This window comes from Francisella frigiditurris (assembly GCF_001880225.1).
In the GTDB taxonomy this organism is placed as follows: Bacteria; Pseudomonadota; Gammaproteobacteria; order Francisellales; family Francisellaceae; genus Francisella; species Francisella frigiditurris.
Genome location: NZ_CP009654.1, coordinates 1,380,365 through 1,404,960 on the forward strand (window position 1 = coordinate 1,380,365; position 24,596 = coordinate 1,404,960).

Sequence of the window (24,596 nt, forward strand, 5' to 3'; positions counted from 1 at the left end):
ATTTATAATTATCCAAAGAGTAACATTAAAACTGATTTTTTCCTAAGAATTATATTATTGAAGATAACTTTTATTTTTTAGGTAAAATTTTCTCTATTTCATTTATAAGAATTTCAGAAGAAATATTACTATCTTCTAATAATATTTTTTTTGTTCCATGTGTTAAAAATCTATCTTCTAACCCAAAGTTTTTAATATAAAGATTTCTATGAAGGTTATTATTAATTAAAAACTCATTAACTGCAGAACCTGCGCCACCTTTTATAGCATTTTCCTCTAAAGTAAAAATAACATTATGTGTTTTAGCTATATCTACAAGTAGATTTTCATCTAAAGGTTTTACAAAGCGCATATCAACTATAGTAATATCATATTTTTTAGCTACTTCTTCAGCTAATGACAGCAAGGTTCCAAAATTTAAAATAGCAATTTTACTACTACCTTTTCTAAGCAACTTAGCTTTACCTAGTTCTAAATTTAAAGAATCAGTAATAGTAACACCTGGTCCTGTTCCTCTTGGGTAACGAACCATAGCTGGGCCATTATAATCATAGCCAAATTCTAACATATGATAACACTCATTCTCATTACTTGGTGTCATAATAATATTGTTTGGAATACATCTCATAAAACTAAGATCAAAGCTGCCATCATGTGTTGATCCATCTGCACCAACTAATCCAGCTCTATCTACTGCATACAAAACATCTAGATTCTGAATACTTATATCATGTATAACTTGATCATATGCTCTTTGAAGAAATGTAGAATATATTGCCACTACTGGTTTCATACCTTGACAAGCAAGCCCACCGGCAAAGGTTACTGCATGCTGTTCTGCTATTGCTACATCAAAATATCTATTAGGATATTCTTCAGCAAATCTTATAAGGTCTGATCCTTCTTTCATTGCTGGAGTTATACCAACTAATCTCTTATCTTTAGCTGCTTTATCACATATCCATTGACCAAATATATTAGAATAAGTTGGTTTAGGAATATTTAAACTTTTACTTTTTTCAACGCCTGTGTGAAAACTTGGAGCTACATGATGAAATTTAATTGGATCATTCTCTGCTTTTATATAACCTTTACCTTTCCTAGTTATAATATGCAAAAGCTTAGGGCCTTTATGATCCTTTAAAATTTTTAATGTCTTAACTAATTCATTTACATCATGACCATCAACAGGACCAACATAATAAAAGCCAAGATCTTCAAAAAAATTAGCTGGTACAAACATACCTTTAGTTTGTGTTTCAATTTTTTTTACAAGATCAAACATTGGAGGAATATTTTTTAATACCTCCTTACCTTTTTCTCTTAATGAGTTATAAAAACCACCTGAAATTATTTTACTAAAATGAGTAGTTAAGCCACCGACATTATCAGAAATAGACATTTCATTATCATTTAAAACTACTAATAAATCTTCTTTGATCCCACCAGCATGATTTAAAGCTTCAAAAGCCATACCACCAGTTATAGCACCATCACCAATTACAGCTACTGACTTAGCTCCATTTTTTGTAATTCTATTAGCTACAGCCATACCAAGTGCTGCACTTATTGATGTACTTGAATGTCCGACTCCAAAAGCATCATACTCACTTTCAGCCCTTTTAGGAAAACCAGATATTCCACCATCTTTTTTAATAGTAACTAGCTTATCTTTTCTTCCAGTTAGTATTTTATGAATATATGTTTGATGACCAACATCCCAGACAATACTATCTTTAGGAGCACTATAAACATAGTGTAAAGCTACTGTAAGCTCTAAAGCTCCTAAACTGCTAGCAAAGTGACCACCACTGACATCTAACTTCTCAACTAAAAATTCCCTTAGCTCTTTAGATAAAGGTACAAGCTCAGTTTCTGGAACAAGCTTAAGGTCTTCTGGTGTATTTAGTTTGTCTAAAATTCTATATTTATTTTGCATATTTATACCAGACTAAAATGTGTATACAGATAAAATCATTCCCACTCTATGGTTCCTGGTGGCTTACCTGTTACATCGTATACAACACGTGAGACTTTTTTGACTTCATTAACTATTCTATTTGAAACTAATGATAAGAAGTCATAAGGCAAGTTTGCCCAAGTAGCTGTCATGAAGTCAATACTAACTACAGCTCTTAGAGCAATAACATATTCATATCTTCTTTGGTCCCCAACAACTCCAACAGATTTAATAGGAAGAAATACTCCAAATGCCTGAGATATATCATGATATAAACCCTGATTATAAAGCTCTTCTATAAAGATTGAGTCTGCTTTTTGTAAAATCTCAACATACTCTCTTTTAACTTCACCAAGAATTCTAACACCAAGCCCTGGTCCAGGAAAAGGATGTCTATATAACATATCATGAGGTAGACCTAATCCTAAACCAAGTTTTCTTACTTCATCTTTAAATAGCTCTCTTAAAGGTTCTAAAAGCTGAAGCTTCATATTCTCTGGTAAACCGCCAACATTATGATGTGATTTTATAACATGGGCTTTACTTTTATTATTACCCGCTGATTCTATTACATCACTATAAATTGTACCTTGAGCTAACCATTTAGCATTTTCTATTTTTGCAGCTTCTTCATCAAATATTTCAATAAAAAGTCTACCTATAATTTTTCTTTTCTGTTCAGGGTCTGAAACACCTTCAAGTTGATCTAAAAATCTATCTTTAGCATTAACTCTAATAACGTTCATATCTCTATTATCTGAGAAGATTTTCATTACTTGATCACCTTCATTTAAGCGAAGTAACCCAGTATCAACAAATATACAAGTAAGTTGCTTTCCAATAGCTTTATTTAAAATAGCAGCAACAACAGATGAATCAACACCGCCAGAAAGCCCTAAAATAACTCTATCTTCACCAACTTTCTTTTTTATTTCTTCAATATCACTTTCAATAATATTTTCTATATTCCAAAGAGCATCACATTGACATATCTTTAATACAAAGTTTTCAAGCATCTCTCTACCATGCTCTGAGTGTGTAGTCTCAGGATGGAACTGGACACCAAAAAATGGTTTTTCTTTATGTTGTATTGCTGCCACTGGTGCATTAGCTGAAGAGGCTATCAAGTCAAATTCATCACCTAGATTGGTAACCTTATCACTATGACTCATCCAAACTAGCTGTTCTTTATCTAAATCAGTAAAAATATTATTCTTAGATTTAAGAATATTAATCATTGCTTTACCAAACTCGCTTTGCTCAGAGCCTTCAACAACTCCACCATGTTGAGCTACCATCGTTTGCATTCCATAGCAAATTCCTAGCACTGGTATATTTAAATGAAAAACGACCTTTGGAGCTTTAGCTGCTGAAGCATATACTGATTCTGGACCACCAGATAAAATGATCCCTTTTGCATCATAACTTCTAATAAATTCTTCATCTATATCATGAGGAAAAATCTCACAAAAAACTCCGATCTCTCTTATTCTACGAGCTATTAGTTGAGTGTATTGCGAACCAAAATCTAAGATAAGTATTTTATGATTATGTATATCTGTCATTAGAAAATTATACAAAGATATTATTATCCCCCTATTTTATATTATTAATACTTTGTTTGTAAGAAAGAATTGTTACTATTTTCAGTAAAAATCTTTAAACTAAATATTGGAAACTTAAATAAAATTTATTTGTAAAAGGAAAACTATTATGATTAAAAAAATCGTTGGATTATCATTTTTTTGTATTTTATTAACTTCATGCCTTATCAACACAAATAGTAATAACCAAACAGACATTGTTAGAGGAACTTGTAATTTAACTTCCGTTGCACAAAAAGAGCTGACTTGTAAAGATGGAACATATCAGTTATCTAATATCGATGTGTTAGATAAAACAGAAACTAATGTAACTGCTAATTACTGTATTGTTAATACGCCTAAGGATTATAATAAAGAATTCGCTGATGCGATTAATAAAGTTGGTGAGTCATGTTCTGCTGATGTGACCGCTAAAAATATTTATGGTGGTGTTACTGGAAGCTTTACTGCTAAATAAATCTACGCCTAAACCCCTTTTTGTTTTTACCTTTTCCCTTTGTTATAATCATTACCACACTTAAATATATAATATAAATATTTCTTTATCTATCTATGAAATTCATACTATTTGACAAAACTTTTCAAGCTGGTGAAACAGCAACTTTAGCAATGCCACTTCCTGTTTTATATTCATGTGCCCCTATGTATTTACCAATTAAAATAGTAAATGGTAGTAAGCCTGGACCATGTTTATTATTGTTTGGAATGGTGCATGGAGATGAATATAACGGCATTGAAATTATTAATAATCTTATCGAAAAAATTGATCCTAAAAAACTTAGTGGCACTATTGTTGCTATACCAGTTTTAAACATATATGGACTAATTAACTATCCCAATAAGATGCAAAGTGGTAAGTCGCTGGAACAATCTTTTCCTGGAGATGAAAATGGCTCTTTCATGGAAAGATATGCATATAATCTTACAGAGCAAATAATTAAAAAAGTTGATTACTCTATTCAAATAAGAACAGGTAATGTAAATCATCAGATTCTACCACAAGTCTATTGTAATCCTGAAGATGAAGATTCAATGAGAATTGCTCGAGCATTTCAAGCACCTGTTATAACAGGTGTAAATGTGAATAGCTCTAGTATTAGAAAAATTCATCAAGCCTTAGATATTCCCTTTATTTGTTATGAAGCTGGTGAAGCCATAAGATTTGATAATGAATCTATTAATATAGGTATGGAAGGTATTAGAAATGTAATGAAAAAGCTAAATCTTCTAGATGAAGAGCTTGAACAAACTGTAAAACCAATTCTTTCAGAAGATGCTGAATGGACAATATCAGACACTTCAGGAATACTAAGAACAGAAATAGAGCTAGGTACAAGAGTTAAAAAAAATCAAAGAATAGGTCATCTGACAGATCCTTTTGGTAATGCTGATAATGTTAGTTTAATTTCTCCTATAGATGGAATAATTTTAGGTATTAATAATAATCCTCTAATAAAAGAAGGAGATAAGGTTTTTAAGGTCGCATCATTTCATGATGATAAAAAAGCAGAAGCAAAACTAGAAGATTGGGAAGAAATCGCAAAAGAAAATTTTAATACAAATGAATAATAAAATATCCTTAACAGCCCTTATTATTTGGATAACTTGTGCTGTATTTTTTATGTATGAATTCTTACTTAGAACTATTCTTGGCACATTTGAGCATCAAATAATAAGTGATTTAGATTTAACATTAGTTACATTTAGTATTTTAAGTTCTACTGCATATCAATTTATATATGGCATTATGCAGGTTCCTGTTGGTTTTATAACAGATAAGTTAGGGTTGAAGAAAACTCTTACTATGGCAGTTGGCATTTGTGCTCTAGGAGTGGGAATGTTTGCTCTATCTAATAGTTTTAGTGCGGCTTTAGTTTATAGAGTACTTATGGGATTTGGTTCTGCATTTGGTTTTTTATGCTTACTTGTAGCAGTATATGACTGGTTACCTCATAAATATATTGGTTTATTTATAGGTTTATCACAGTTTATAGGAGTACTAGGACCAATGGTTGCTGCTGGCCCTTTAGACTCTTTATCAAACACAAGTGGAATTGATTGGAGAGAAGTATTTATAATTCTTGCTGGAGTTGGAGTTATATTGGCTATAATAACTGTTCTCATAGTTAAAAATAATAAACAATCTGATGATAAATTTGTAATTATTGATAAACCAATATCTATTTTAGATAATATAAAAAGTTTAATATCAACTAGACAAGTTTGGTTCATAGCTTTCTTTTCAGCATCGGTATACTTTAGTATAGAATTTTTATCTGAAAATGCCGCTAAACCTTTTCTAATGTTACATAGTTTTGACCCTAAAGTAGCCTCTTACATGATAACCTTAGCTTGGCTTGGTTATGGTATTGGCTGTCCTTCTTTAGGTTTTATTTCTGATACTATAAAAAGAAGAAAACCAATAATGATATTTAGTGCTATACTCGCCTTCTTTGCATTAGCAGTTATAATCTTTATACCTATTAATATTTATATTTTATCTATAGCTTTTATCTGTCTTGGAATTGGTGCTAGTGGTCAAAGTATAGGATTTGCAATTATTGCTGAACAATGCCAAAAATATTATTTAGCTGCAGGTCTAGGGGTTAACAATTTTTTAATAATGCTTTCTGTATCTATAGGATCACCTTTTATTAGTTACGTCCTATCGAATTTATCTGATGGAAAGAAAATAACTATATCAGAATATGAAATAGCATTATGTATACCTTTATTATTTATAGTAGTAGGAATAATTCTAAGTATATTTTTTATTAGAGAAACTTTTTGTAGATCCACAAAAGAAGTTATAACTGTAGAAGTCTAGCTTTTCTTCTATTATCCCTATATTTTAAAAGTGCCATATAGGAAATAATCACTGTACTTATAAGCAGTGGTACAAGTAAAAATACAAAAGCTCTATCAAAAACATTATTGTTTACATTGATATGAATAGGTCCACCATTTAATAAGACACTTATATAACTTATTAAAAATTGAAATAATGCTCCACACAACCCTATTACCATATTAACTATAGCTAAAGCTGTTCCTTTTATTTCCTTAGGAAATATCTCTTCAACTACTGAAAATGCTAATAACATACTTGAAACAAAAAAACCTAATAAAAAGAATAAAATAAATAATAAGTTAGGATTTATAATGCTTGCAAATAAAACTATTGAAGAAAAAATAGTTATCGTAAATATATTACAAATAAACATCCATATTCTTTTTTCACCAAATAAACTTGCAATAATCCCATGAGATGGCCCGCCAAATGCTATACCCACAAACATCATTACACTTATTCTTGCAGCTACGGATTCCGTAACATGATAAGCCTGCTCTAAAAATACTACATCATATAATTCAGAAAATGAATTAACTACTATACCCACCATAAGACCAGAATAAATAGCTAAAAGCCAAAGTTTCTTATTCTTAAGTAAAATTAAACTATGAAAAAATCTAGAAGTTTTTGACTCTACTAAATTAGAAATGTCTTTCTCTTCTTTTTTATATGTTAGAAGTAAAATTATTACTACTCCCCACACTATTCCAAAGTAGCCAATGTAAGCTAAAGCATCTTTCCAGCCACTTAATGAAACAAGATAGTTTAAAAATAATTGCCCAAATATACCACCAAGAACTCCTAATGTATTAGTAAGTCCAACGGCTATAGGGAAAAATCTCTCTGGCAAAACATCTGCTGCTACTTTTAAACACCCAATAAATGCAACTGCTGATCCAATAGCTATTAGAATTCTACCTAACAACATAGTTTCTAAGTTTGGTTCATATACAAAAAGTAATATTCCTAAACTCATTACTAAACAAGATATGGATAACATTACCCTAGCGCCAAACCTATCTAATAACATACCTGCTGGTACTTGGCTTATTGCGTATATTGGAAAATAAATACTCATAACATAAGCAATTTGGTCTACTCCAACATCCATATCTAAAGATATTGGTTTTATAAGCACGCTTGGCGCAGTATGCTGAAAATAGTCTAAAGCATAGAATATTGCAGCTACTAACCAAAATAGCCAACCAATTACTAATTTTTTATTACCCATTCTTTATTACAATTAAAGATTAATCTTTACATTATAGAAGCTTTATATATTTAATAAAACCTAAGACTTTATTTATACTTACTCAAGAAAACATATTTTTAAGAGCAGAAATAGTTTCTTTTGAGTTTTGCTTTCGAGCTTCTGGGCATTCTTTTTCTCCACCGACCCAGTGCAAGTCTGTATCAGGAAGCTCTTCTAGAAATCTACTTGGCTGTGTTATGATTTTTTCACCAAACTTTTTTCTATATTTAGTAAGAGTTATTGTTAATTTTTCTTTTGCTCTAGTAATAGCTACATATGCTAATCGTCTTTCATCCTCTATAGAGCCATCCTCTATACTTTGTTGATGAGGAAGTATCCCTTCTTCCATACCCATTATATAAACTTTTTTAAATTCTAATCCTTTAGATGCATGCATTGTTATAATCTGAACTTGATTATCACTTTTATCTTCAGTATCTCTATCCAAAATATCTATAAGAAGCATTTTATTAAGTACGCTATTTAAAGAATCTAAACCATTATATGACTCATCCTCTAATTGTGTAGTTACCCACCTGATAAGCTCAATTACATTTGTATATCTAAATTCAGACTGCTTTTCTGATGAGCTAGAGTCTATTAACCATTGTCTATATGTTATTTCATCTATAAAGTTATTTAATATTTTCTTTAATTCAGAAATTGAAATACTAGAGATAATTTTCTGTTGAGTAGAAGTAATAAGCTCTTTAAATCTTATAAGACTAGACTTAGTATAGTCACGAATATCTATATTACTTAAATTATATAATGTATGGAAAAAGCTACAATGATGTTCACTCGCATATTCACCTAATTTATGAATCGTTGCGCTACCGATCTCTCTTTTAGGAGTATTAATAACTCTTAAAAAAGCTCGATCATCATCTGGATTTACTATAAGCCTTAAGTAAGAAATAATATCTTTAATTTCACTCTTAGAGAAAAAGGAAGATCCTCCACTTATCGTATATGGGATCTTATGCATTTGCATATATCTTTCTAATAAGAATGCTTGATAATTACTTCTAATAAGAACTGCATAGTCAGAATTCTTTGAAGTACTTTTCACTCTATCAAAAAAGATATCACTAGCTATGTATTGAGCCTCATCTTCATCATTAATAAGACTTATAATTTTTACATGATCGCCATAGCCTTTATTTGACCATAATTGCTTTTCAAAAATATGGCTATTATTGGATATAAGCTTATTTGCAACATTTAGAATCCTACCTGTAGAACGATAATTTTGTTCTAACTTAATAACTTTCAAGTTAGAGAAATCTTCTTGTAAATGCTTTAAGTTTTCTGGTTTTGATCCTCGCCAAGCATATATAGACTGATCATCATCTCCAACAACTGTAAACTTGTTTTTTCCTTTTGTTAGATATTTTAATAACTGATATTGTGATTCATTTGTATCTTGGTATTCATCAATTAGGATATATCTAAATTTATCTGTCCAAAATTTTTGGATATTTTCATTATTTTTGAAAAGTTGAATTGGCTGAAAAATCAAATCATCAAAATCAAAAGAGTTATATGACTTTAAATACTTTTGATATTCTTTATAAATAAATAATGCTTGTTCCTCTAAATCATCTCTAGCATCAACTTCTTCAGGTGCTAAAAGAGCAGATTTCCAAAATGAAATTTTAGATTGAATAATGCCTGAATTTTGTTTAGGTAATTGAAATTCTTCATAAGCAATATCATGTATTAGATTAAGAGAATCTGCACTATCAAAAAGTGTAAAGCTCTTTTTATATCCTAGTTCAGCATAGTGCTTTTTTAAAATTGATAGTCCTAATGAATGAAATGTTGAGATCACTAAGCCTTTACACAAGTCTTTATCAAGCCTACCCTTTATTCTTTCCTGCATTTCTTTTGCTGCTTTATTTGTAAATGTAACAGCTAAAATACTTTTCGCAGGATATAGCAATTGCTCTATAAGATAAGATATCTTCTCAATAATAACACTAGTCTTACCACTTCCAGCTCCTGCTAATACAAGTAATGGAGATCCTATATACTTTACAGCCTCTTGCTGTTGTGGATTTAAGTCATCTAGCATTTGGTAATAGTTTCACCAGTTTCTAGTTTATATTCTGACTCTAATGCCTCTTTATGAAAGACCACTAGCATATAGCTTTGATTTTCTACGAATATTTTATTTACCACATTTGCTAATGGCTTACCTTGCTCATCTTTTAAATCTAAAGTATCTATATCAGAATCAGACTTCACTACAGCTAACTCTTTTTTTAGTTTAGCTTTATAATGCATTCTAGCAATTACTTCTTGCCCCATGTAGCAACCTTTTGAATAAGAAACTACATTTTCAACATTGTCTAGTTCTAATTCTGCTGGTAAGAAATTCTCTATATTTTGACTATTGATTATTGCTAATTTATTTAAAATATTTTGTTTTTGAACATCTTCAAAACTAATATCTGACTCCAAGCTATCTTTTGCTAAGATATTATGATTTAAGAATCCTTCCATTGTAAAAAATAAAGCATATTCATCATTTATAGAAAAACTAACTTTAGAAAACATTCCATATTTTTTAAGCCAATTTTGTAAAGTTTCTAATGCGCCTTCTTCAACTGAAAGTAGTAATTTATCATCTGCAATAAACTTAACAAAACATAATGAAATTATACGCCCTTTTAAGTTAGCAAAAGCCGTTAATAAAATAGTATTATTTTCAGATAAAGTATTTAAATCAGCTGTCGTAAGTCCTTGTAAAAATTTTTTAGTATCTACACCACTTACTTCTAATATTTTAAAATTCTTATATTGATAATTGCTCATAAAGAGATCCTCTTTGAATTTTTGTTTTTGTAGATATTTCTAAAGTTAGTAGATTTTATAATAATCAATATATCTATGTAAAGATCATACTCTTAAGCTAACTATAGTTATAAAAATAACTTCTAACTATACCTAGTGTTTCATGAGTAACTACTATAGGATCTTTTGAAGGTGTATCAGAAATAGCTGGAATAATTTTTATTCCCATATTAGTAAATATTCTCTCTGCTCTTTTCATATGTAAAGATGATGTTACAAGTAAATATTTATCAAAAGCTAATTCTTTAGTTATCTCTTTAGTAAATTTAGCATTACCAAAAGTATTTAAGCTCTTTTTTTCTAAGATAATATCTTGGCTATCAACTCCCAGACTTAACATGATCTCAGAATATGCCTCAGCCTCAGATATTCCATAATTATGAATATCTCCACCAGAAGCAATTATTTTATAATGTATACCACATTGCTTCGCCAGGAAATATATTCTACAAGCCTCTAACACTCTGGAATATGCTCTATTATTTAAAAGCACTTTTCCATCAATCTTAACTAACCCTGAACCAAGTAAAATTATAGCAAAATTATCTTTTATAATATCATCTTCTAATCTTTTATATTTTTCTGTCAAAAAGTTTGACGCTATATAAATAAAGGTAAAAAAAATTATAGATAATAGAACTAAAATTATTATAAGCATATTTACTAAAATGGAAGATTAAAATAATAATCAAATTTTTGAGATAATAATGTATCAATCTTGTCTGCTATAGCACCATCTTTAGTTACCTGTATAGTACGAGGATAAAGTCTATCATTTACCCAAGCATTTTGATCCCATAAATATGTTGTATCAACACACTGTTTAGCAAAACCTTTTATTTGATAGCGGTTTTCTACTTGTAAACATCCTCTCAAGAAAATATCAACATATGATTGTGAAATAGGATGATCTTTTGTTGGTTTTTGTATATCTTCTGGTTGCTTAGCATATATCCAATAAGCGCCTTCAGGTAGTTTTTCAAGTCCCACAGCTTTTATATCATCTTCTGGTACTCTATATCTACAATATCCTGGTTCCCAATCATCTGTAGTTTTAACATCTTGACCACTTATAGGATAATAAACAGCATTAAGTTTATAACTTTTCTCAGGTACTGAAAGTAAGTAAGTAGTTTTATAATTTCCACCACTAATACCCCAAGTTCTTTTAAAGTTATTAACTATTATTGGATATACATCTGTAGCACTTGGTGTAGTTAGCTTTCTAGTTTCATCATCCATAAGACTTCCATAACCAATAATATAGTTTCTATGTGTCTCATCAACTTCTGGATGACACTCTTCTGCAAAAACTGAGGTAAATGAAACTGATGATAACATTAACATTAAAACCAAACTTTTTTTCATATCTAAGATCCTTACTATAATAAATAGAAATTATATTGACTCATAAATCATAGCATATATGCTTGATAAAATTAGATTAAATATATTAGTTTATCTGCGAGATTGGATATTATTATCTGATGAAGTTTTATCATTAGTTGTCATTGCTTGATTTCTACTTTGAATCTTTCTAACTGAATCTCTAGACTGTGCTTCGCTATTCATAGGAACATCTTGATGAACTTGAGGTTGAGGCCTACTCATACTAGCTCTTGAGCCTTGCTCCGTAGTTTCTGTCCTTCTATTTAGCCTCTCTTCTGGAGTAACTACCGAAGCATTAGGATTAAAACCTTGTCTCATTCCAGGATTTCTCATTTGCTGTCTTTGCATCCTAGAATCATTTCTTTGAGAGTTTTGAGTTTGGGAATTCTCTCTATTAGCTGCTGGGGCAGTATCTCTTTGATTTTGATTACTATTAAACCTTCCAAAGTTTTGAACTTGAGAGTTGCCTCTATTTGGTGGTGGAATCAAATTTCCTCGCTGCTGTAGTTGTCTTTGTATATTATTGCTAGAAGCTTGACTTTGTTGATCTATATTAGAAGCCGAAAAACCCAAAGCAGGAAGAACGCTTATAAACATAATTGTTAGTAACTTTTTCATTAATTTTCCTCTAACTTTTAAATTAACCAATTCTATGCCTATTCATAGCATCATGATTTGTTAATGTATTATTATTAATTTGATCTACATTATGCGCATTACTAGCATACATATAGTTATCTTTATGACGCGCATAAACAGCATCACCTGCACTACCAGTATTGTAATAGTTTTGATCACTTACCTGCTCAGCAGCTTCTTCAGTATCCATTGAACCAGCAAAACTAATAATAGGAAATAAAATAAAATTAATTAAAATAATTAATAAAACTTTTCTCATATATTTATTAATACCTTTTATAATTAACTGCTGTATGTCTATTTTCATTTATTGTATTAGCACTATGCGATTCTGTAGCACTAACATAAGCACTTTTTTTATTTTTAGTTGTAAGTTGCTCACTTGCTTGTTCAATATCACTTGTTTTTGCAAAACTAACAACTGGTACTATTAAACTTAAACATACTGACATTACTAATAATATTTTTTTCATAGTTATTACTCCCTATAAAACATTTAATCCTTTTTTTATTAAACTTTCTAACTCGACTGTATCTTTAGCGAATTGCCTAATTCCTTCACTTAACTTTTGTGTTGCTAGAGCACTTTCATTTAGTAACCATCTAAATTCTTGTTCAGTGATATACTTAGGTTTTTGTTCTACTTTACCATTATCATGTAGGCTTACTACTAAAGTACTATTCTGCTGACTTAATTCTTCTAAAAGCGCTGGAGAAATTGTTAGTGCATCACATCCAGCTAATGCTTTTACTTGTTCTGCATTTCTAAAGCTGGCTCCCATAACTATTGTTTCGTAGCCATAATCTTTATAATACTTATAGATTTCTTTTACTGAATTTACGCCATTATCATCTTCAGGTTTTGGAAAACTATCTAGTTTATTATTTGATATCTGCCAATCAGTAATTCTTCCAACAAATGGTGAAATTAAATAAACTTTTGCTTCAGCACATGCTATAGCTTGAGCCTTATCAAATATCAATGTTAGATTACAGTTAATACCTTCTTTCTCTAAAAGCTTTGCTGCTTTAATTCCTTCCCATGTCGCTGCTATCTTTATTAATATTCTGTCTTTAGATATACCTTTCTCAGAATATTTATTAATTATTTTTCTAGCATATTCCATAGTTGATGCAGAATTAAAAGACTCTCTAGCATCAACCTCACTAGAAACTTTACCATCAATTACTTTTAATATCTCAACACCAAAAGCAACTACAATATCCATTAAAATATCTTCAATAAGAGTTTCTTGAGAACTAAAATCTGATGATTTTAACTTTCCATTCTCTATACATTCTTTAACTATATGAGCATATTTATCTTCTTTAGCAGCTTTTAATATCAAACTAGGATTTGTAGTTGCATCTATAGGCTTATATTTTTTTATTAATTCAAAATCACCAGTATCAGCAACTACTTTAGTTACTTTTCTTAACTGTTCTAACACAGATTCTTTCATATGTATCCCTATTTATTAATAGTCTAAAATTATAATTTCTACTTATTAGATTTTATAATACTAATAAACAGAGTCTAGATATATTTTATCTAAAAAAACATCATTATAAAAATTTAAAAAGATTTTTTAACAGCCGCGTTTCTTAAAATAAGAAAATAATAATATGAATAAAAAATTAGATTAAAGATTAAATTTTTCTTTTAACATCGAATAAACTGCTCTTATTCCCATTGCTTCTCCACCAATTGGCTTACCTGGAGTTGCTGAGCTATTCCAAGCCATGATGTCAAAATGAATCCAGTTACTATAACCTTCAGCTAGAAAATGCTCTAAAAATAATGCTGCTGTTATTGCTCCTGCAAATGATGAAGGACCACAGTTTGAAATATCAGCAAAATCATTTTTTAAATTTTTCATATATCTCTTTGCTAGAGGTAATCTCCATACATCATCTTTTTGCTTTTCTGCATGTTTATATAAATTATCTGAAAAATCATTATTATTACTAAAAAAACCTGCAATTTCTGTTCCTACCGCAATTCTAGCTGCTCCAGTTAAGGTTGCAAAATCAATCAACATAGCAGGATTGCTAGAAGACTCTTCGTATAGAGGCTCCGCCAATATAAGTCTACCTTCAGCGTCAGTATTTGTTACTTGCACTGTAGTACCATTTTTCATTTTTATAATATCACTTGGTCTATAGGAATTTGCATCTACCGCATTTTCTACAGTTGGTATTGAAAGACTTAAGCCTACTGGTAAATTATTCTTCATAATTAAATATGCTAGAGCTATAGCATTTGCTGCACCACCCATATCTTTATGCATTAAAAGCATTCCTGAAGCTGGTTTTATATCTACACCTCCTGTATCAAAAACAACTCCTTTACCAACTAAAGAAATTTTAGGATATGAATTTTTATTCCAATTTAATTTAACTAATCTTGGAGCACGGTAACTTCCTCTACCTACAGTATAAATTCCCATATAGCCCTGTTTAGCTAAATCTTCTCCTATAATCTCCTCAAAATCAGCATTAAACTCTATAGCCAACTGTTTTATAATATTAGATATTTCAGCGGGTCCCATATCTTCGGCAGGAGTGGAAATCATATCTCTAGCAAGGAATATAGCCTCGGCTTCTGAAATTATTTCTCTATAATCTTTTGGTAAAAATAAATATATCTCTTTTTTAGATTTTGTTTTTTTATACTTATCAAAACTATAACTACCTAGAGCAAAACCTAGATAATATAATCTTAAATCTGGAATATCACTATATTCAATATGATATTCTCCATCTGGCAACTGTGAATATAGATCTGCTATAGTAAACATATCCTCTTCCACTAAGCATATAACTTGCAATAAAGTTCCATCTTGCTTTGGCAAAAGGATATTTTTAAGTTGCTCATTAAAATTTAGAGTCATTAAAAAATTCTTCGTAAACTCGTTTTGTCTCTCTAACCATTCTTTATAATTATTTTTTTTCACTAAGAATATTGGACAAGTATGCATACTTTTTTCAAAACGAAAGCATTCAATTTTTTTTACTACTTCCATATTACAACTCCACAGGTTGATTAAATAAAATCCAATTATTAAAGTCTTCTACTACTTGCGTAGTCAATATTCCTGCTGCTTTATATAGACTTAAAAATCCTAATACATAGTCTGATTCAGCATTATTTAAATCAATTAAATATTGATAATATTGATTCATCAGTATGAAATATTGAGTAATAGTTGTAGTTCCACTCTCATATTTATCTCTATACTTTTCATATGCTATTTTTGCTGATGCGGCTGATTTTCTTAAAGCATTTATTTCAACTTTTTTATATTCTAACCATCTATATGCATACATAGAATCATTTCTAGCGACCCTTCCTGTTTGTATCATATTAAATTCAGAAGATTGATAGTCATAAGCCGCTTTTTTAAGTTCTGCATAATCAGTTCCTCCAGATAGTATATTCCACTCTAAAGATATACCAAAATAAAAACCACTAACAACCCCTTTTGCAGGGGTCTGCTGATCTAATACAGGGTTACCTAAAGGAGTTCTAGCATTAAACCCTGGTGAATACTTAACTTCAAAATTTACTTTGGGCATAAATGGACTTGTTGCAGACTGATAATCATAATATTTACTATCTTTCTTATGTATTGATCCCATATATGCAGGATTACTTCTCATTGCTAGCTCTTCCCAATATTCCTCTGACTTTGGATTTGGATCTTTCACTTCAAAATCATTACTATATAAAATAATATTATCATCTCTATCTGTAAATTTATGTAATTCAGCTCTTGCTACTTTCTCATCCCTTTGAGCAGACACATAATCAGCTACAGCTATATGATAGTTAGATTTAGATGTTTCATAATCAACAGTATCAGCAACTCCTGCTTCATATTGATTTTTTAGTTCTTTTAAGTTTGCTTCTGCTGCTTTTTTATTAAATGATGTGTACTCAACATTTTTAACAGTTCTTGCTAGATTAAAATATGCATAACTGACATCATATAAAAACTGTTGGTAATTAGTTCTATAATCTTGTTGAGCAAACTCTGCACCCTCTTCTGCAGACTGTAAATTTTTATATGCCCCATAGTTATATAGAGGTTGTGTCAAACTTACTATTCCTTGTATAGAATTGAAAGGTCCTGTATTAACTATGAAGTCACTTTTAGCTCCAGTAGTTGTGAGATTGTTTGCTGCTAATGTACCACCTATATCAATACTAGGCAACAAAGCCCCTAATTTAATAGCTGGATCCATCTGTCTAGAACTTAACTGGTATCCAATATATTTATATTGAGGTGATTGCTCAATGGATCTTTGGATCACTTGAGTATAATCAACAGACGTATTAAAGGCGTATACAAGATTGCTAGAGCAAACTAAAACTATAACAAACGTAAATAATACCTTTAAAAATTTCAAAATTTCTTCTCTTGATTTAAATTATATTTAGGACATAATTTTTTGCTTCAAATATTGCTTCTTGTATTTTTAATGGATTATTTCCACCACCTTGAGCCATATCTGGTCGTCCACCACCCTTACCATCAATTATGGACGAAACTATTTTAGCTATATCACCAGCTTTTACAAGACTTGTTACAGCTTTACTAACTCCAATAACAAACTGAACCTTATCATCAATAACAGTAGCTAAAATTACTATAACTCTCTCTTTCTTTGATTTATATTCATCAACCTTATTTCTTAGAGTTTTTATATCACTATCATCAATTACAGCAGCTACAAGAGTTGTACCATTTTGCTCCTGCTCTTCTATATTAGAAGAAGATCCTGATAATAAATCTTTTTTTAGTTTAGTTATTTGCTTTTCTTGTAATTTAACTAACTCTTGTAATGAATTTAGTTTATCTAATACATTTGATTCAGTAGCTTTTAAATGAAGTTTAATAGAATCAACTAAGTCCTCTAGATTTTGTATATACTTATTAGCTTCTGTACCAGTTATAGCTTCAATTCTACGAACGCCAGAAGCTATTCCAGAATCCGAAATGATTTTAAATAATCCTATATCTCCAGTTTGTCTTACATGTGTACCACCACAAAGCTCTATAGAAAAGTCATCCATACAAATAACTCTCACAATATCACCATATTTCTCACCAAATAAAGCTTGTGCTCCCATAGCCTTTGCTTTTTCAGGTGTGGTTTCTAAAGTTTCAACTAAATAATTAGCTCTAATTACTGTATTAACTAATTTTTCTATTTGACGTATCTCTTCTTTAGACAATGGTTTATCATGCGAATAATCAAACCTTAATCTTTTATTATTAACTAAAGAACCTTTTTGCTCTGCATGTTTACCAACTATTTGTTTTAATGCTGCATGTAGTAAATGTGTTGCACTATGGTTTGCAGCCGTATCTAAACGAGTTAAACCATCTACTTTAGCAGTAACTTCATCTGAAGTACTTAATCTTCCTTTTTCAAGCTTACCTATATGTAAAATAGCCTCACCAGATTTTTGAACATTTGTTACTTTAAATATAGTACCAGTAGATTCCAAAATTCCACTATCTGCAACTTGCCCACCAGATTCCGCATAAAAAGGACTTTTATCTAAAACAATTACAATATTACTATCTAAATTAGATACCGAATCTACTGATTTGCCATCTTCAAATATTTCTAATATTTTAGAGTTATCTATTAATGTAGAATAACCATTAAATAATGTTTTATGATTTGATTTAATAGTTTCATTATAATCTACTGAAAATTTGCTAGCTTTTTTAGATCTTGCCTTTTGTTCCTGCATAGCTATCTCAAAAGCCATCTGATCAACTTTTAAACCTTTTTCTCTAGCCATATCAGCTGTTAAATCTACTGGAAATCCATATGTATCATATAATTTAAAAGCTACATCTCCAGAGATAGTATCGCCATTTATATTTTGAATTTCATTATCAAAGATCTTAATTCCATTTTCAATTGTATTTATAAAAAGTTCTTCTTCTTTTTTTAAAGCTTCTTTAATTATTATTTTCTTATCAGCAAGCTCAGGATAAGCTTCTCCCATTTGAGATATTAGTTCATCAACTAACTTATAGAAAAAGACTTCTTTAGCTCCTAGTTTATTTCCATGTCTCACGGCTCTGCGAATAATACGACGAAGAACATATCCTCTACCTTCATTTGATGGCAATACTCCATCTGCTATTAAAAATGAACATGAGCGAATATGATCTGCTATTACTTTCAATGATGGTGAATCTAGATTTTCGCTTCCTATTATTTGAGCAGCTTTTCTTATAAGAGCCTGGAACAAATCAATTTCATAGTTACTATTAACATGTTGTAATACTGCAGCTATTCTTTCTAAACCCATACCAGTATCTACTGAAGGTTTTGGAAGATCTAATACAGATCCGTCTATTTGACGATTATATTGCATAAATACAATATTCCAGATTTCTATATATCTATCGCCATCTTCATCAGGTGCTCCTGGTAATCCACCTAGTATGTGTTCACCATGATCGTAAAATATCTCAGTACATGGTCCACAAGGCCCTGTATCTCCCATTTCCCAAAAATTATCGCTTGAGTCTATTCTTATAATTCTTTCTTTATCAAGTCCTATATGGTTATGCCATACATCAAAAGCTTCTTCATCTGTAGCATATATAGTCACCCATAGCTTCTCTTTTGGAAGAGAAATTTCTTCTGTAAGAAATTCCCATGCAAAACTTATAGCTTCTTTTTTAAAATAATCTCCAAAGCTAAAGTTTCCCAACATTTCAAAAAAAGTATGATGTCTTGCTGTATAACCAACATTATCTAAATCATTATGTTTACCACCAGCTCTTAAACATTTCTGGACAGTCACAGCCCTTGTATAATCTCTTTTTTCTATACCTAGAAAAACATCTTTAAACTGAACCATACCAGCATTAGTAAAAAGCAAGGTATCATCTCCAAATGGTATCAGAGATGAGCTAGGCTGATGTGAATGGCCTTTAGATTTAAAATAGCTTATAAACTTGCTTCTTAACTCTTTTGTACTAATCATAAAAAAATAACCCTTGAAATTACAAAAAATGTAATATTAAGTTCATCAAATTTTAGAAACCAATTATAAACTATTTTTTAATAGAAATTAAATATTACTTAATACTGTGTTTACAAGAAAATCCTATAGAGTTATTATTACCTCATTTATATAATTGTGACCTATAAAAATTAGGAAGATATATGAAGAAGAGAATATTAATTGGAACTGCGATTGTCGCATTAGTAATTGGTGCAGGATTTTATTATTATCATAGTAAATATACTGTACAGGCACCTGAAGATAAACCGCCAGTACAAGAAGAAACTACTGTTGTCCAAAAGCCTAAAGGATATTGTCTAATTAGATATAACGAATCTAAAGATAATGGAAAATCATGGGAAGAAGTTGTTGTTGAAAATGGTCAAACTCCTATTAGCACTGATGACTGTTGGGCTAAGTACGGTACATTACTAGATAAATTTGGTAGTTCTCCAGATGCTAATGGTCGCTTACATGGTGAAGAAGGCAATGATTTAATTAAATCTCCCGCAATGGATTTCTCTGATACACCAATCAATATAGAAGACGCTCATAAAAAAGATGCTGAATTAGCAAAAAAAGAAGCTAATAAAGCAACAGATGAAGATGATGAAACAGCAGATAGTGGAAGTTCTCTATTTGATCCTGATGAGTCAGATGCTGATGAGCTTTAATTATTAACTAATGCTACCTTTTGAGAATATTTCTTAAACATACTCTTATTATTTTCAAAGCTTGACTGTTTAATAAAGTTTTCACACTCGAGTAAATTACCTTCATATAAGAACCTTAAAGAATTACTACATTTTAAATCTCTAGGAAATTTATTAGACTTTACTTCATACCAAGCATTTAATCTCTTGATATCATTAGCCGCCACAATAAATAAATGTTTTTTTACTCTAGTGGCTGCAACATAAAAAAGTCTTCTTTCTTCCTCTAGAATAGATTCTGATATTTTATCTATATTGTCACCTAAGAATCCACCTTCTGTTACATCATATAGTACTACATAATTCCATTCTAAACCCTTTGCTCTATGAATAGACATAATTTGAATACTATTATCATTAAAGCTCTCTTTTTTAATAGATTTTTCATATAAGTCTTTTAGAATTATTAAAAATTCTTGTATGTTCACTTCTTTACTATTAGCAAAAGCTACTATTCCATCAATAATTTTTAGCTTTGATTGGCTTTTATATGTTTCAGAATGATTCTTTTGAATAACCTTTTTTAAGTCTAAAATCTCTAAAATACTGGCAATAGCTTTTTCAACGTTTTTCGTTTTTATTTTTTTTAATATTTGTTTCCAACTATCAGCAACTTTTATAATATTCTTCTTTTTATAAGGCTCTATAACGCTTGATAATAAACCCTCTAAAATCTGTGGTGCCATTATTAGGTTACTAGCTATTTCTTCTGCTATTCTCTGTTTTTGATCTTTCTTTAAATAAAGTGATGGATAATCAAGCATAGCTTTTATAAATTCTATTCTTTCATTTTCTTGATATTCTAAAAAGCCTTTACCATTATTGACTAGCATTAAATAGCCATAAATAGCTCTAAATAAATTTTCGTCGAAAACATTCTTATCTGCTACCACAGAGTAAGGTAGATCACTATATAAACAGCTAAGTTCAAAAATAGTTGTAGAGTTATATTTTCTTACTAGAACTACGATTTCTGAGGCTTGAACACCAGATTCTATTAATTTCTTTAACTTAGCTACCACTTTATCTGAATCATCTAAAATGCTAACATCCGTCACTTTTTTTAATTTCGGATAAGTAATACATAGATTTTTATGTCTACTTTTATTATTGGATATAATATTGTTTGCCATTAGCGAAACTAAATCGCCATATCTAAAAGTATAAGAAAGCTCAAAATACTTAACATTCTTGAAATCTTTCTGAAATCCTTCAAGCATATAATAAGGTGTTGAACCTCTCCATTGATATATCGTCTGATCAACATCTCCCACCGCCATTACTGTAGTTTCATTTCCTACTAGGCATTTTAATAAGTATTGCTGTGCTTCATTTATATCTTGATATTCATCTATTATTATATGAGAGTAAATTTGCTGAGCTTTCTTTACAAAAGAAATCTCCTTTTCAAAAATTTTACAAGTAATATATATCATATCATCATAAGTAATTACGCCTTTGCTTTCACATTCCTTATTAAATAAATCAAATACAGTATCTAAGATTTTTTTATCTTTAGCAGGTAGTGAACTGAGTTTTTTATTCTTTGATGAAATACTTGATTTTAAAACAGATATATAACCTTTAAACTCTTCTATTCTTTCATTATTTATTTCTTTAGTAATTTTATGCTCTTTATGAGCTTTTTTTAAAATTTGAATAAGGATATTATCTGTCTCATACTCCTTTAAGATAGATGTATATTTTACTTTACCCACTTTACTAAATGCTTGTAAAAATCCATTTCCTAAAGAGTGCATCGTCCTTACATTTACTCTTGACGCTATACTTTGCTCTAGAACTTTAAAAAGTCTATTTGCAAACTCTTCCTGTGCTGATTTGTTATACATCAGAACAAGTATTTTGCTTGGACTCACACCTTTAGAAATTAAAAACTGAATCCTTGCAATTAATGTTTGTGTTTTTCCACTTCCAGCAACTGCTGAGACTAATGCATGTTGATTTATATTATGATTAATTACCAGCTGCTGTTCTGCTGTATAATTCATAGATCAGATTCTGAGCTTTTTGCTCCTACTTCTTTTTTATTTTTAAATAGAAATGGTGTAACCACATACATAAGCGTTGTTACTATTTCTTTTAAAACATTTAATATAAATTTTGAAATTACAATTAAAGTTAAACCCATATATTTTATGTAATTAGCAAAATTAATACTTTTACGCTTATCTTTTATAAATTTAAAGGGGGATAAAACAAATATAGTAAATATAATCAATATTATATAAGTAAATACATTTCCTAATGCTTGTTCATACCAAACAGAAATTTTATAAATAAGAACTTGTACCGCTATCAGGACAATAATCAAACTAACAATGAAAAATATAACTTTTTTATTGAACATTCCTTTTTCTCCCATAAATCATTTATCAGATCCATAATACCATTATATCATTAATAATTATGTTATAATCTAGCCCAAATACAATACTTAAACTATAAAATTAATTATTACATGACAACAGAACAAAGACTTAATATTGTTACAGAAGCATTAGATGACTTAAAGGCACAAAATATTCAAACTATAAATGTTGAACATTTAACAGATATGATGGAAAACATAATTATCTGTACAGCAACCTCAACTACACACGCTAAATCCTTAGCTAAACATTTAGAAGCCGAGCTTAAAAAGAATAATATTTCTATTTTAGGTATAGAAGGTGAAGTAAAATCAGACTGGGTTCTTGTAGATACTGGTGACATAGTTGCTCATATTATGCTTGAAGAAACTAGAAACCTTTATGCTTTAGAAAAACTTTGGGATATCAAAAGAAAAGACTAAATGCAAGTTCAACTAACTTTAGAAGAATGGTCTAATGTAAAAGAATACGCCATAAATAATCTAGGGTTATCCTCAATTTCTAAAGCAGACTGTAATCTATCTAAATATATTCCTTACTATAATGCATGGATAGAAAAAGGTTATCATGCAGATCTTGACTACATGGTTAAACATGGATCAAAAAGATATACACCAAATGAATTAGTCCCTGGGACAAATAGTGTAATTGTTACTACTTTGAACTACATTAATAGACCAATATCTATAAAAAATGAAGTCAAAAAAATACGCCAAATTGATGATATAGCTAAAGTTTCTGTATATGCTCATGGTCGAGACTATCATAAAGTAATGAAAAAGAAATTACAGAATTTAGCTGAATATATATCGTCAATTTGTCCTGAACATAGTTTTAGAGTATTTACAGATAGCGCACCAGTATTAGAAAAACCCTTAGCTGAAAAAGCTGGCTTAGGATGGATGGGGAAAAACTCAATGCTCATGAATAAAGAACAAGGTTCTTTCTTTTTTATAGGAGTAATATATAGCAATTTAAATTTATCTAACCTTATAGATGAAGCAAAACATACAGATTTATGTGGCAAATGCCAAGCTTGTATAAAACTATGTCCGACTAACGCTATTATGCCAAATAAAATGATAGATTCTCGAAGATGTATTTCTTACCTAACTATTGAGAATAAAAATGCTATACCACTAGAGTTTAGAAAAGCTATTGGGACTAGAATATATGGTTGTGATGATTGCCAATTAGTTTGTCCATACAATAATGATGCTCCTATAACTAAAGAACCTGATTTTAAAGAAAGAGAGTTCCTTGTAGATAGACCATTACTAGAACTTTATAACTGGACAGAAAAAGATTTCTTAAAATACACAGAAGGATCTGCTATTAGAAGAATTGGTCATAGAGCATGGATTAGAAATATAACTATAGCTATAGGTAACTCTCCAAGAACTAAAGAAAACATCCTAGCTTTAGAAAAAAAGAAACTTGATTTTGCTAAAGATGAATTAATACTTGAGCATATAAATTGGGCAATAGCTCAACAACTACTAGATTAATATATTATTATATTTACATATTTGTTAGAATGAATTTCAGTGATTTAAATAAAATCTCAATAAAAGGAGAATACGTAATGAAATTTAAAAAAACTTTGATTTTAGCACCTTTAGCAATAATAGCTCTTTCAAGTAGTGCTTTTGCTGATGACACAAGTGATATGAGTTATTCTGTTGGATACTCTATGGGTAAAAATTTACAAGGTCAATTACAAGATAGTAATATCTCTATTGATAACAAAGAAATTGTATCTGGTCTTACAGATGGGATTAAAGGTCAAGATGCAAAACTTTCTCAAGATGATATGAGAAAAGCTATGATTGACTTACAAAACCAAGCTATGGCTGCTGCAAATAAAGCACAAGCTAAATAAAGAATAGGA

The 24,596-nt window shown here is 29.9% G+C and carries 23 protein-coding genes; 7 read left to right on the forward strand and 16 right to left on the reverse strand.

Annotation, left to right across the window (positions count from 1 at the left end):
* Positions 1–70: 70 nt before the first annotated feature.
* Both dxs and guaA read right to left on the reverse strand, forming a co-directional pair.
* On the reverse strand, positions 71–1,939 hold the full coding sequence (gene dxs, locus KX01_RS06880; RefSeq protein WP_071664285.1) for a 1-deoxy-D-xylulose-5-phosphate synthase: 1,869 nt from the start codon (positions 1,937–1,939) through the stop codon (positions 71–73).
* A 35-nt stretch (positions 1,940–1,974) separates the two neighbouring features.
* Positions 1,975–3,525 carry a glutamine-hydrolyzing GMP synthase gene (gene guaA, locus KX01_RS06885; RefSeq protein WP_071664286.1) on the reverse strand — a complete coding sequence of 517 codons (1,551 nt, stop codon included), beginning with the start codon at positions 3,523–3,525 and terminating at the stop codon, positions 1,975–1,977.
* A 148-nt stretch (positions 3,526–3,673) separates the two neighbouring features.
* Between guaA and KX01_RS06890 the strand changes: the two genes are divergently transcribed.
* The 3 genes from KX01_RS06890 to KX01_RS06900 all read left to right on the forward strand — a co-directional run bounded on the left by KX01_RS06890 (position 3,674) and on the right by KX01_RS06900 (position 6,391).
* Complete coding sequence (locus KX01_RS06890) at positions 3,674–4,021, forward strand: hypothetical protein (protein WP_071664287.1); 348 nt, start codon at positions 3,674–3,676, stop codon at positions 4,019–4,021.
* 95 nt (positions 4,022–4,116) lie between these two features.
* Positions 4,117–5,133, forward strand: a complete 1,017-nt coding sequence (locus tag KX01_RS06895) for a succinylglutamate desuccinylase/aspartoacylase family protein (protein WP_071664288.1) — start codon at positions 4,117–4,119, stop codon at positions 5,131–5,133.
* Entirely contained in the window at positions 5,126–6,391 is a 1,266-nt protein-coding gene (locus KX01_RS06900; RefSeq protein ID WP_071664289.1) for an MFS transporter, read from the forward strand. Before KX01_RS06895 ends, KX01_RS06900 begins: the two co-directional genes overlap by 8 nt.
* Here the strand turns inward: KX01_RS06900 and KX01_RS06905 are convergent.
* The 12 genes from KX01_RS06905 to alaS form a co-directional block, all read right to left on the reverse strand.
* On the reverse strand, positions 6,372–7,649 hold the full coding sequence (locus KX01_RS06905; protein ID WP_071664290.1) for an MFS transporter: 1,278 nt from the start codon (positions 7,647–7,649) through the stop codon (positions 6,372–6,374). The genes KX01_RS06900 and KX01_RS06905 overlap by 20 nt on opposite strands.
* Before the next feature lie 82 nt (positions 7,650–7,731).
* On the reverse strand, positions 7,732–9,747 hold the full coding sequence (locus KX01_RS06910; protein WP_071664291.1) for a UvrD-helicase domain-containing protein: 2,016 nt from the start codon (positions 9,745–9,747) through the stop codon (positions 7,732–7,734).
* Positions 9,741–10,490 carry a CAF17-like 4Fe-4S cluster assembly/insertion protein YgfZ gene (ygfZ, locus tag KX01_RS06915; RefSeq protein WP_071664292.1) on the reverse strand — a complete coding sequence of 250 codons (750 nt, stop codon included), beginning with the start codon at positions 10,488–10,490 and terminating at the stop codon, positions 9,741–9,743. Before ygfZ ends, KX01_RS06910 begins: the two co-directional genes overlap by 7 nt.
* A 97-nt stretch (positions 10,491–10,587) precedes the next feature.
* Entirely contained in the window at positions 10,588–11,118 is a 531-nt protein-coding gene (locus KX01_RS06920) for a YdcF family protein (protein WP_198021090.1), read from the reverse strand.
* Between the two features lie 74 nt (positions 11,119–11,192).
* Positions 11,193–11,897 (reverse strand): gamma-glutamylcyclotransferase family protein, encoded by a 705-nt coding sequence (locus tag KX01_RS06925; protein WP_071664294.1) that lies wholly within the window; start codon positions 11,895–11,897, stop codon positions 11,193–11,195.
* Positions 11,898–11,987: 90 nt separating this feature from the next.
* On the reverse strand, positions 11,988–12,536 hold the full coding sequence (locus tag KX01_RS06930; RefSeq protein WP_156860389.1) for a hypothetical protein: 549 nt from the start codon (positions 12,534–12,536) through the stop codon (positions 11,988–11,990).
* Positions 12,537–12,558: 22 nt separating this feature from the next.
* Positions 12,559–12,816 (reverse strand): hypothetical protein, encoded by a 258-nt coding sequence (locus KX01_RS06935; protein ID WP_071664296.1) that lies wholly within the window; start codon positions 12,814–12,816, stop codon positions 12,559–12,561.
* A gap of 7 nt (positions 12,817–12,823) precedes the next feature.
* The gene (locus KX01_RS06940) at positions 12,824–13,030 is read right to left on the reverse strand and encodes a hypothetical protein (protein ID WP_071664297.1); all 207 of its coding nucleotides are present in this window, start codon (positions 13,028–13,030) and stop codon (positions 12,824–12,826) included.
* Between the two features lie 12 nt (positions 13,031–13,042).
* Positions 13,043–14,020, reverse strand: a complete 978-nt coding sequence (gene tal, locus KX01_RS06945; RefSeq protein WP_071664298.1) for a transaldolase — start codon at positions 14,018–14,020, stop codon at positions 13,043–13,045.
* Between the two features lie 180 nt (positions 14,021–14,200).
* The gene (locus KX01_RS06950) at positions 14,201–15,583 is read right to left on the reverse strand and encodes a leucyl aminopeptidase family protein (protein ID WP_071664299.1); all 1,383 of its coding nucleotides are present in this window, start codon (positions 15,581–15,583) and stop codon (positions 14,201–14,203) included.
* 1 nt (position 15,584) lies between these two features.
* Positions 15,585–16,970 (reverse strand): TolC family protein, encoded by a 1,386-nt coding sequence (locus tag KX01_RS06955; RefSeq protein WP_071664300.1) that lies wholly within the window; start codon positions 16,968–16,970, stop codon positions 15,585–15,587.
* Between the two features lie 16 nt (positions 16,971–16,986).
* Positions 16,987–19,581, reverse strand: coding sequence for an alanine--tRNA ligase (alaS, locus tag KX01_RS06960; RefSeq protein WP_071664301.1), 2,595 nt, complete (start codon positions 19,579–19,581; stop codon positions 16,987–16,989).
* Positions 19,582–19,763: 182 nt separating this feature from the next.
* On the opposite strand from alaS, the gene KX01_RS06965 reads away from it, so the two are divergent.
* Positions 19,764–20,276 (forward strand): hypothetical protein, encoded by a 513-nt coding sequence (locus KX01_RS06965; protein ID WP_071664302.1) that lies wholly within the window; start codon positions 19,764–19,766, stop codon positions 20,274–20,276.
* On the opposite strand, the gene KX01_RS06970 is transcribed toward KX01_RS06965, so the two are convergent.
* Positions 20,273–22,324, reverse strand: a complete 2,052-nt coding sequence (locus KX01_RS06970; protein WP_071664303.1) for an ATP-dependent helicase — start codon at positions 22,322–22,324, stop codon at positions 20,273–20,275. The genes KX01_RS06965 and KX01_RS06970 overlap by 4 nt on opposite strands.
* Positions 22,321–22,683 (reverse strand): hypothetical protein, encoded by a 363-nt coding sequence (locus tag KX01_RS06975; protein WP_071664774.1) that lies wholly within the window; start codon positions 22,681–22,683, stop codon positions 22,321–22,323. The genes KX01_RS06970 and KX01_RS06975 overlap by 4 nt, the downstream gene beginning before the upstream one ends.
* 111 nt (positions 22,684–22,794) lie before the next feature.
* Between KX01_RS06975 and rsfS the strand changes: the two genes are divergently transcribed.
* The 3 genes from rsfS (at position 22,795) to KX01_RS06990 (ending at position 24,587) form a co-directional block, all read left to right on the forward strand.
* Positions 22,795–23,127, forward strand: coding sequence for a ribosome silencing factor (rsfS, locus tag KX01_RS06980; RefSeq protein ID WP_071664304.1), 333 nt, complete (start codon positions 22,795–22,797; stop codon positions 23,125–23,127).
* Complete coding sequence (gene queG, locus KX01_RS06985) at positions 23,128–24,213, forward strand: tRNA epoxyqueuosine(34) reductase QueG (RefSeq protein WP_071664305.1); 1,086 nt, start codon at positions 23,128–23,130, stop codon at positions 24,211–24,213.
* A gap of 77 nt (positions 24,214–24,290) precedes the next feature.
* A complete protein-coding gene (locus tag KX01_RS06990) occupies positions 24,291–24,587 on the forward strand; it encodes an FKBP-type peptidyl-prolyl cis-trans isomerase N-terminal domain-containing protein (protein WP_071664306.1) in 297 nt (98 codons plus the stop codon).
* Positions 24,588–24,596 lie beyond the last annotated feature (9 nt).

Excerpts from the sequence above, each read along its gene's own strand:
- KX01_RS06905 (WP_071664290.1), bottom strand. The coding sequence starts at position 7,649 with ATGGGTAATAAAAAATTAGTAATTGGTTGGCTATTTTGGTTAGTAGCT.
- KX01_RS06925 (WP_071664294.1), bottom strand. The coding sequence starts at position 11,897 with ATGAAAAAAAGTTTGGTTTTAATGTTAATGTTATCATCAGTTTCATTT.
- KX01_RS06975 (WP_071664774.1), bottom strand. The coding sequence starts at position 22,683 with ATGTTCAATAAAAAAGTTATATTTTTCATTGTTAGTTTGATTATTGTC.
- tal (WP_071664298.1), bottom strand. The coding sequence starts at position 14,020 with ATGAAAGAATCTGTGTTAGAACAGTTAAGAAAAGTAACTAAAGTAGTT.
- KX01_RS06910 (WP_071664291.1), bottom strand. The coding sequence starts at position 9,747 with ATGCTAGATGACTTAAATCCACAACAGCAAGAGGCTGTAAAGTATATA.
- queG (WP_071664305.1), top strand. The coding sequence starts at position 23,128 with ATGCAAGTTCAACTAACTTTAGAAGAATGGTCTAATGTAAAAGAATAC.
- KX01_RS06965 (WP_071664302.1), top strand. The coding sequence starts at position 19,764 with ATGAAGAAGAGAATATTAATTGGAACTGCGATTGTCGCATTAGTAATT.
- KX01_RS06930 (WP_156860389.1), bottom strand. The coding sequence starts at position 12,536 with ATGAAAAAGTTACTAACAATTATGTTTATAAGCGTTCTTCCTGCTTTG.
- rsfS (WP_071664304.1), top strand. The coding sequence starts at position 22,795 with ATGACAACAGAACAAAGACTTAATATTGTTACAGAAGCATTAGATGAC.
- KX01_RS06940 (WP_071664297.1), bottom strand. The coding sequence starts at position 13,030 with ATGAAAAAAATATTATTAGTAATGTCAGTATGTTTAAGTTTAATAGTA.
- KX01_RS06890 (WP_071664287.1), top strand. The coding sequence starts at position 3,674 with ATGATTAAAAAAATCGTTGGATTATCATTTTTTTGTATTTTATTAACT.
- KX01_RS06990 (WP_071664306.1), top strand. The coding sequence starts at position 24,291 with ATGAAATTTAAAAAAACTTTGATTTTAGCACCTTTAGCAATAATAGCT.
- KX01_RS06950 (WP_071664299.1), bottom strand. The coding sequence starts at position 15,583 with ATGGAAGTAGTAAAAAAAATTGAATGCTTTCGTTTTGAAAAAAGTATG.
- dxs (WP_071664285.1), bottom strand. The coding sequence starts at position 1,939 with ATGCAAAATAAATATAGAATTTTAGACAAACTAAATACACCAGAAGAC.
- KX01_RS06970 (WP_071664303.1), bottom strand. The coding sequence starts at position 22,324 with ATGAATTATACAGCAGAACAGCAGCTGGTAATTAATCATAATATAAAT.
- KX01_RS06900 (WP_071664289.1), top strand. The coding sequence starts at position 5,126 with ATGAATAATAAAATATCCTTAACAGCCCTTATTATTTGGATAACTTGT.
- guaA (WP_071664286.1), bottom strand. The coding sequence starts at position 3,525 with ATGACAGATATACATAATCATAAAATACTTATCTTAGATTTTGGTTCG.
- KX01_RS06935 (WP_071664296.1), bottom strand. The coding sequence starts at position 12,816 with ATGAGAAAAGTTTTATTAATTATTTTAATTAATTTTATTTTATTTCCT.
- KX01_RS06895 (WP_071664288.1), top strand. The coding sequence starts at position 4,117 with ATGAAATTCATACTATTTGACAAAACTTTTCAAGCTGGTGAAACAGCA.
- ygfZ (WP_071664292.1), bottom strand. The coding sequence starts at position 10,490 with ATGAGCAATTATCAATATAAGAATTTTAAAATATTAGAAGTAAGTGGT.
- alaS (WP_071664301.1), bottom strand. The coding sequence starts at position 19,581 with ATGATTAGTACAAAAGAGTTAAGAAGCAAGTTTATAAGCTATTTTAAA.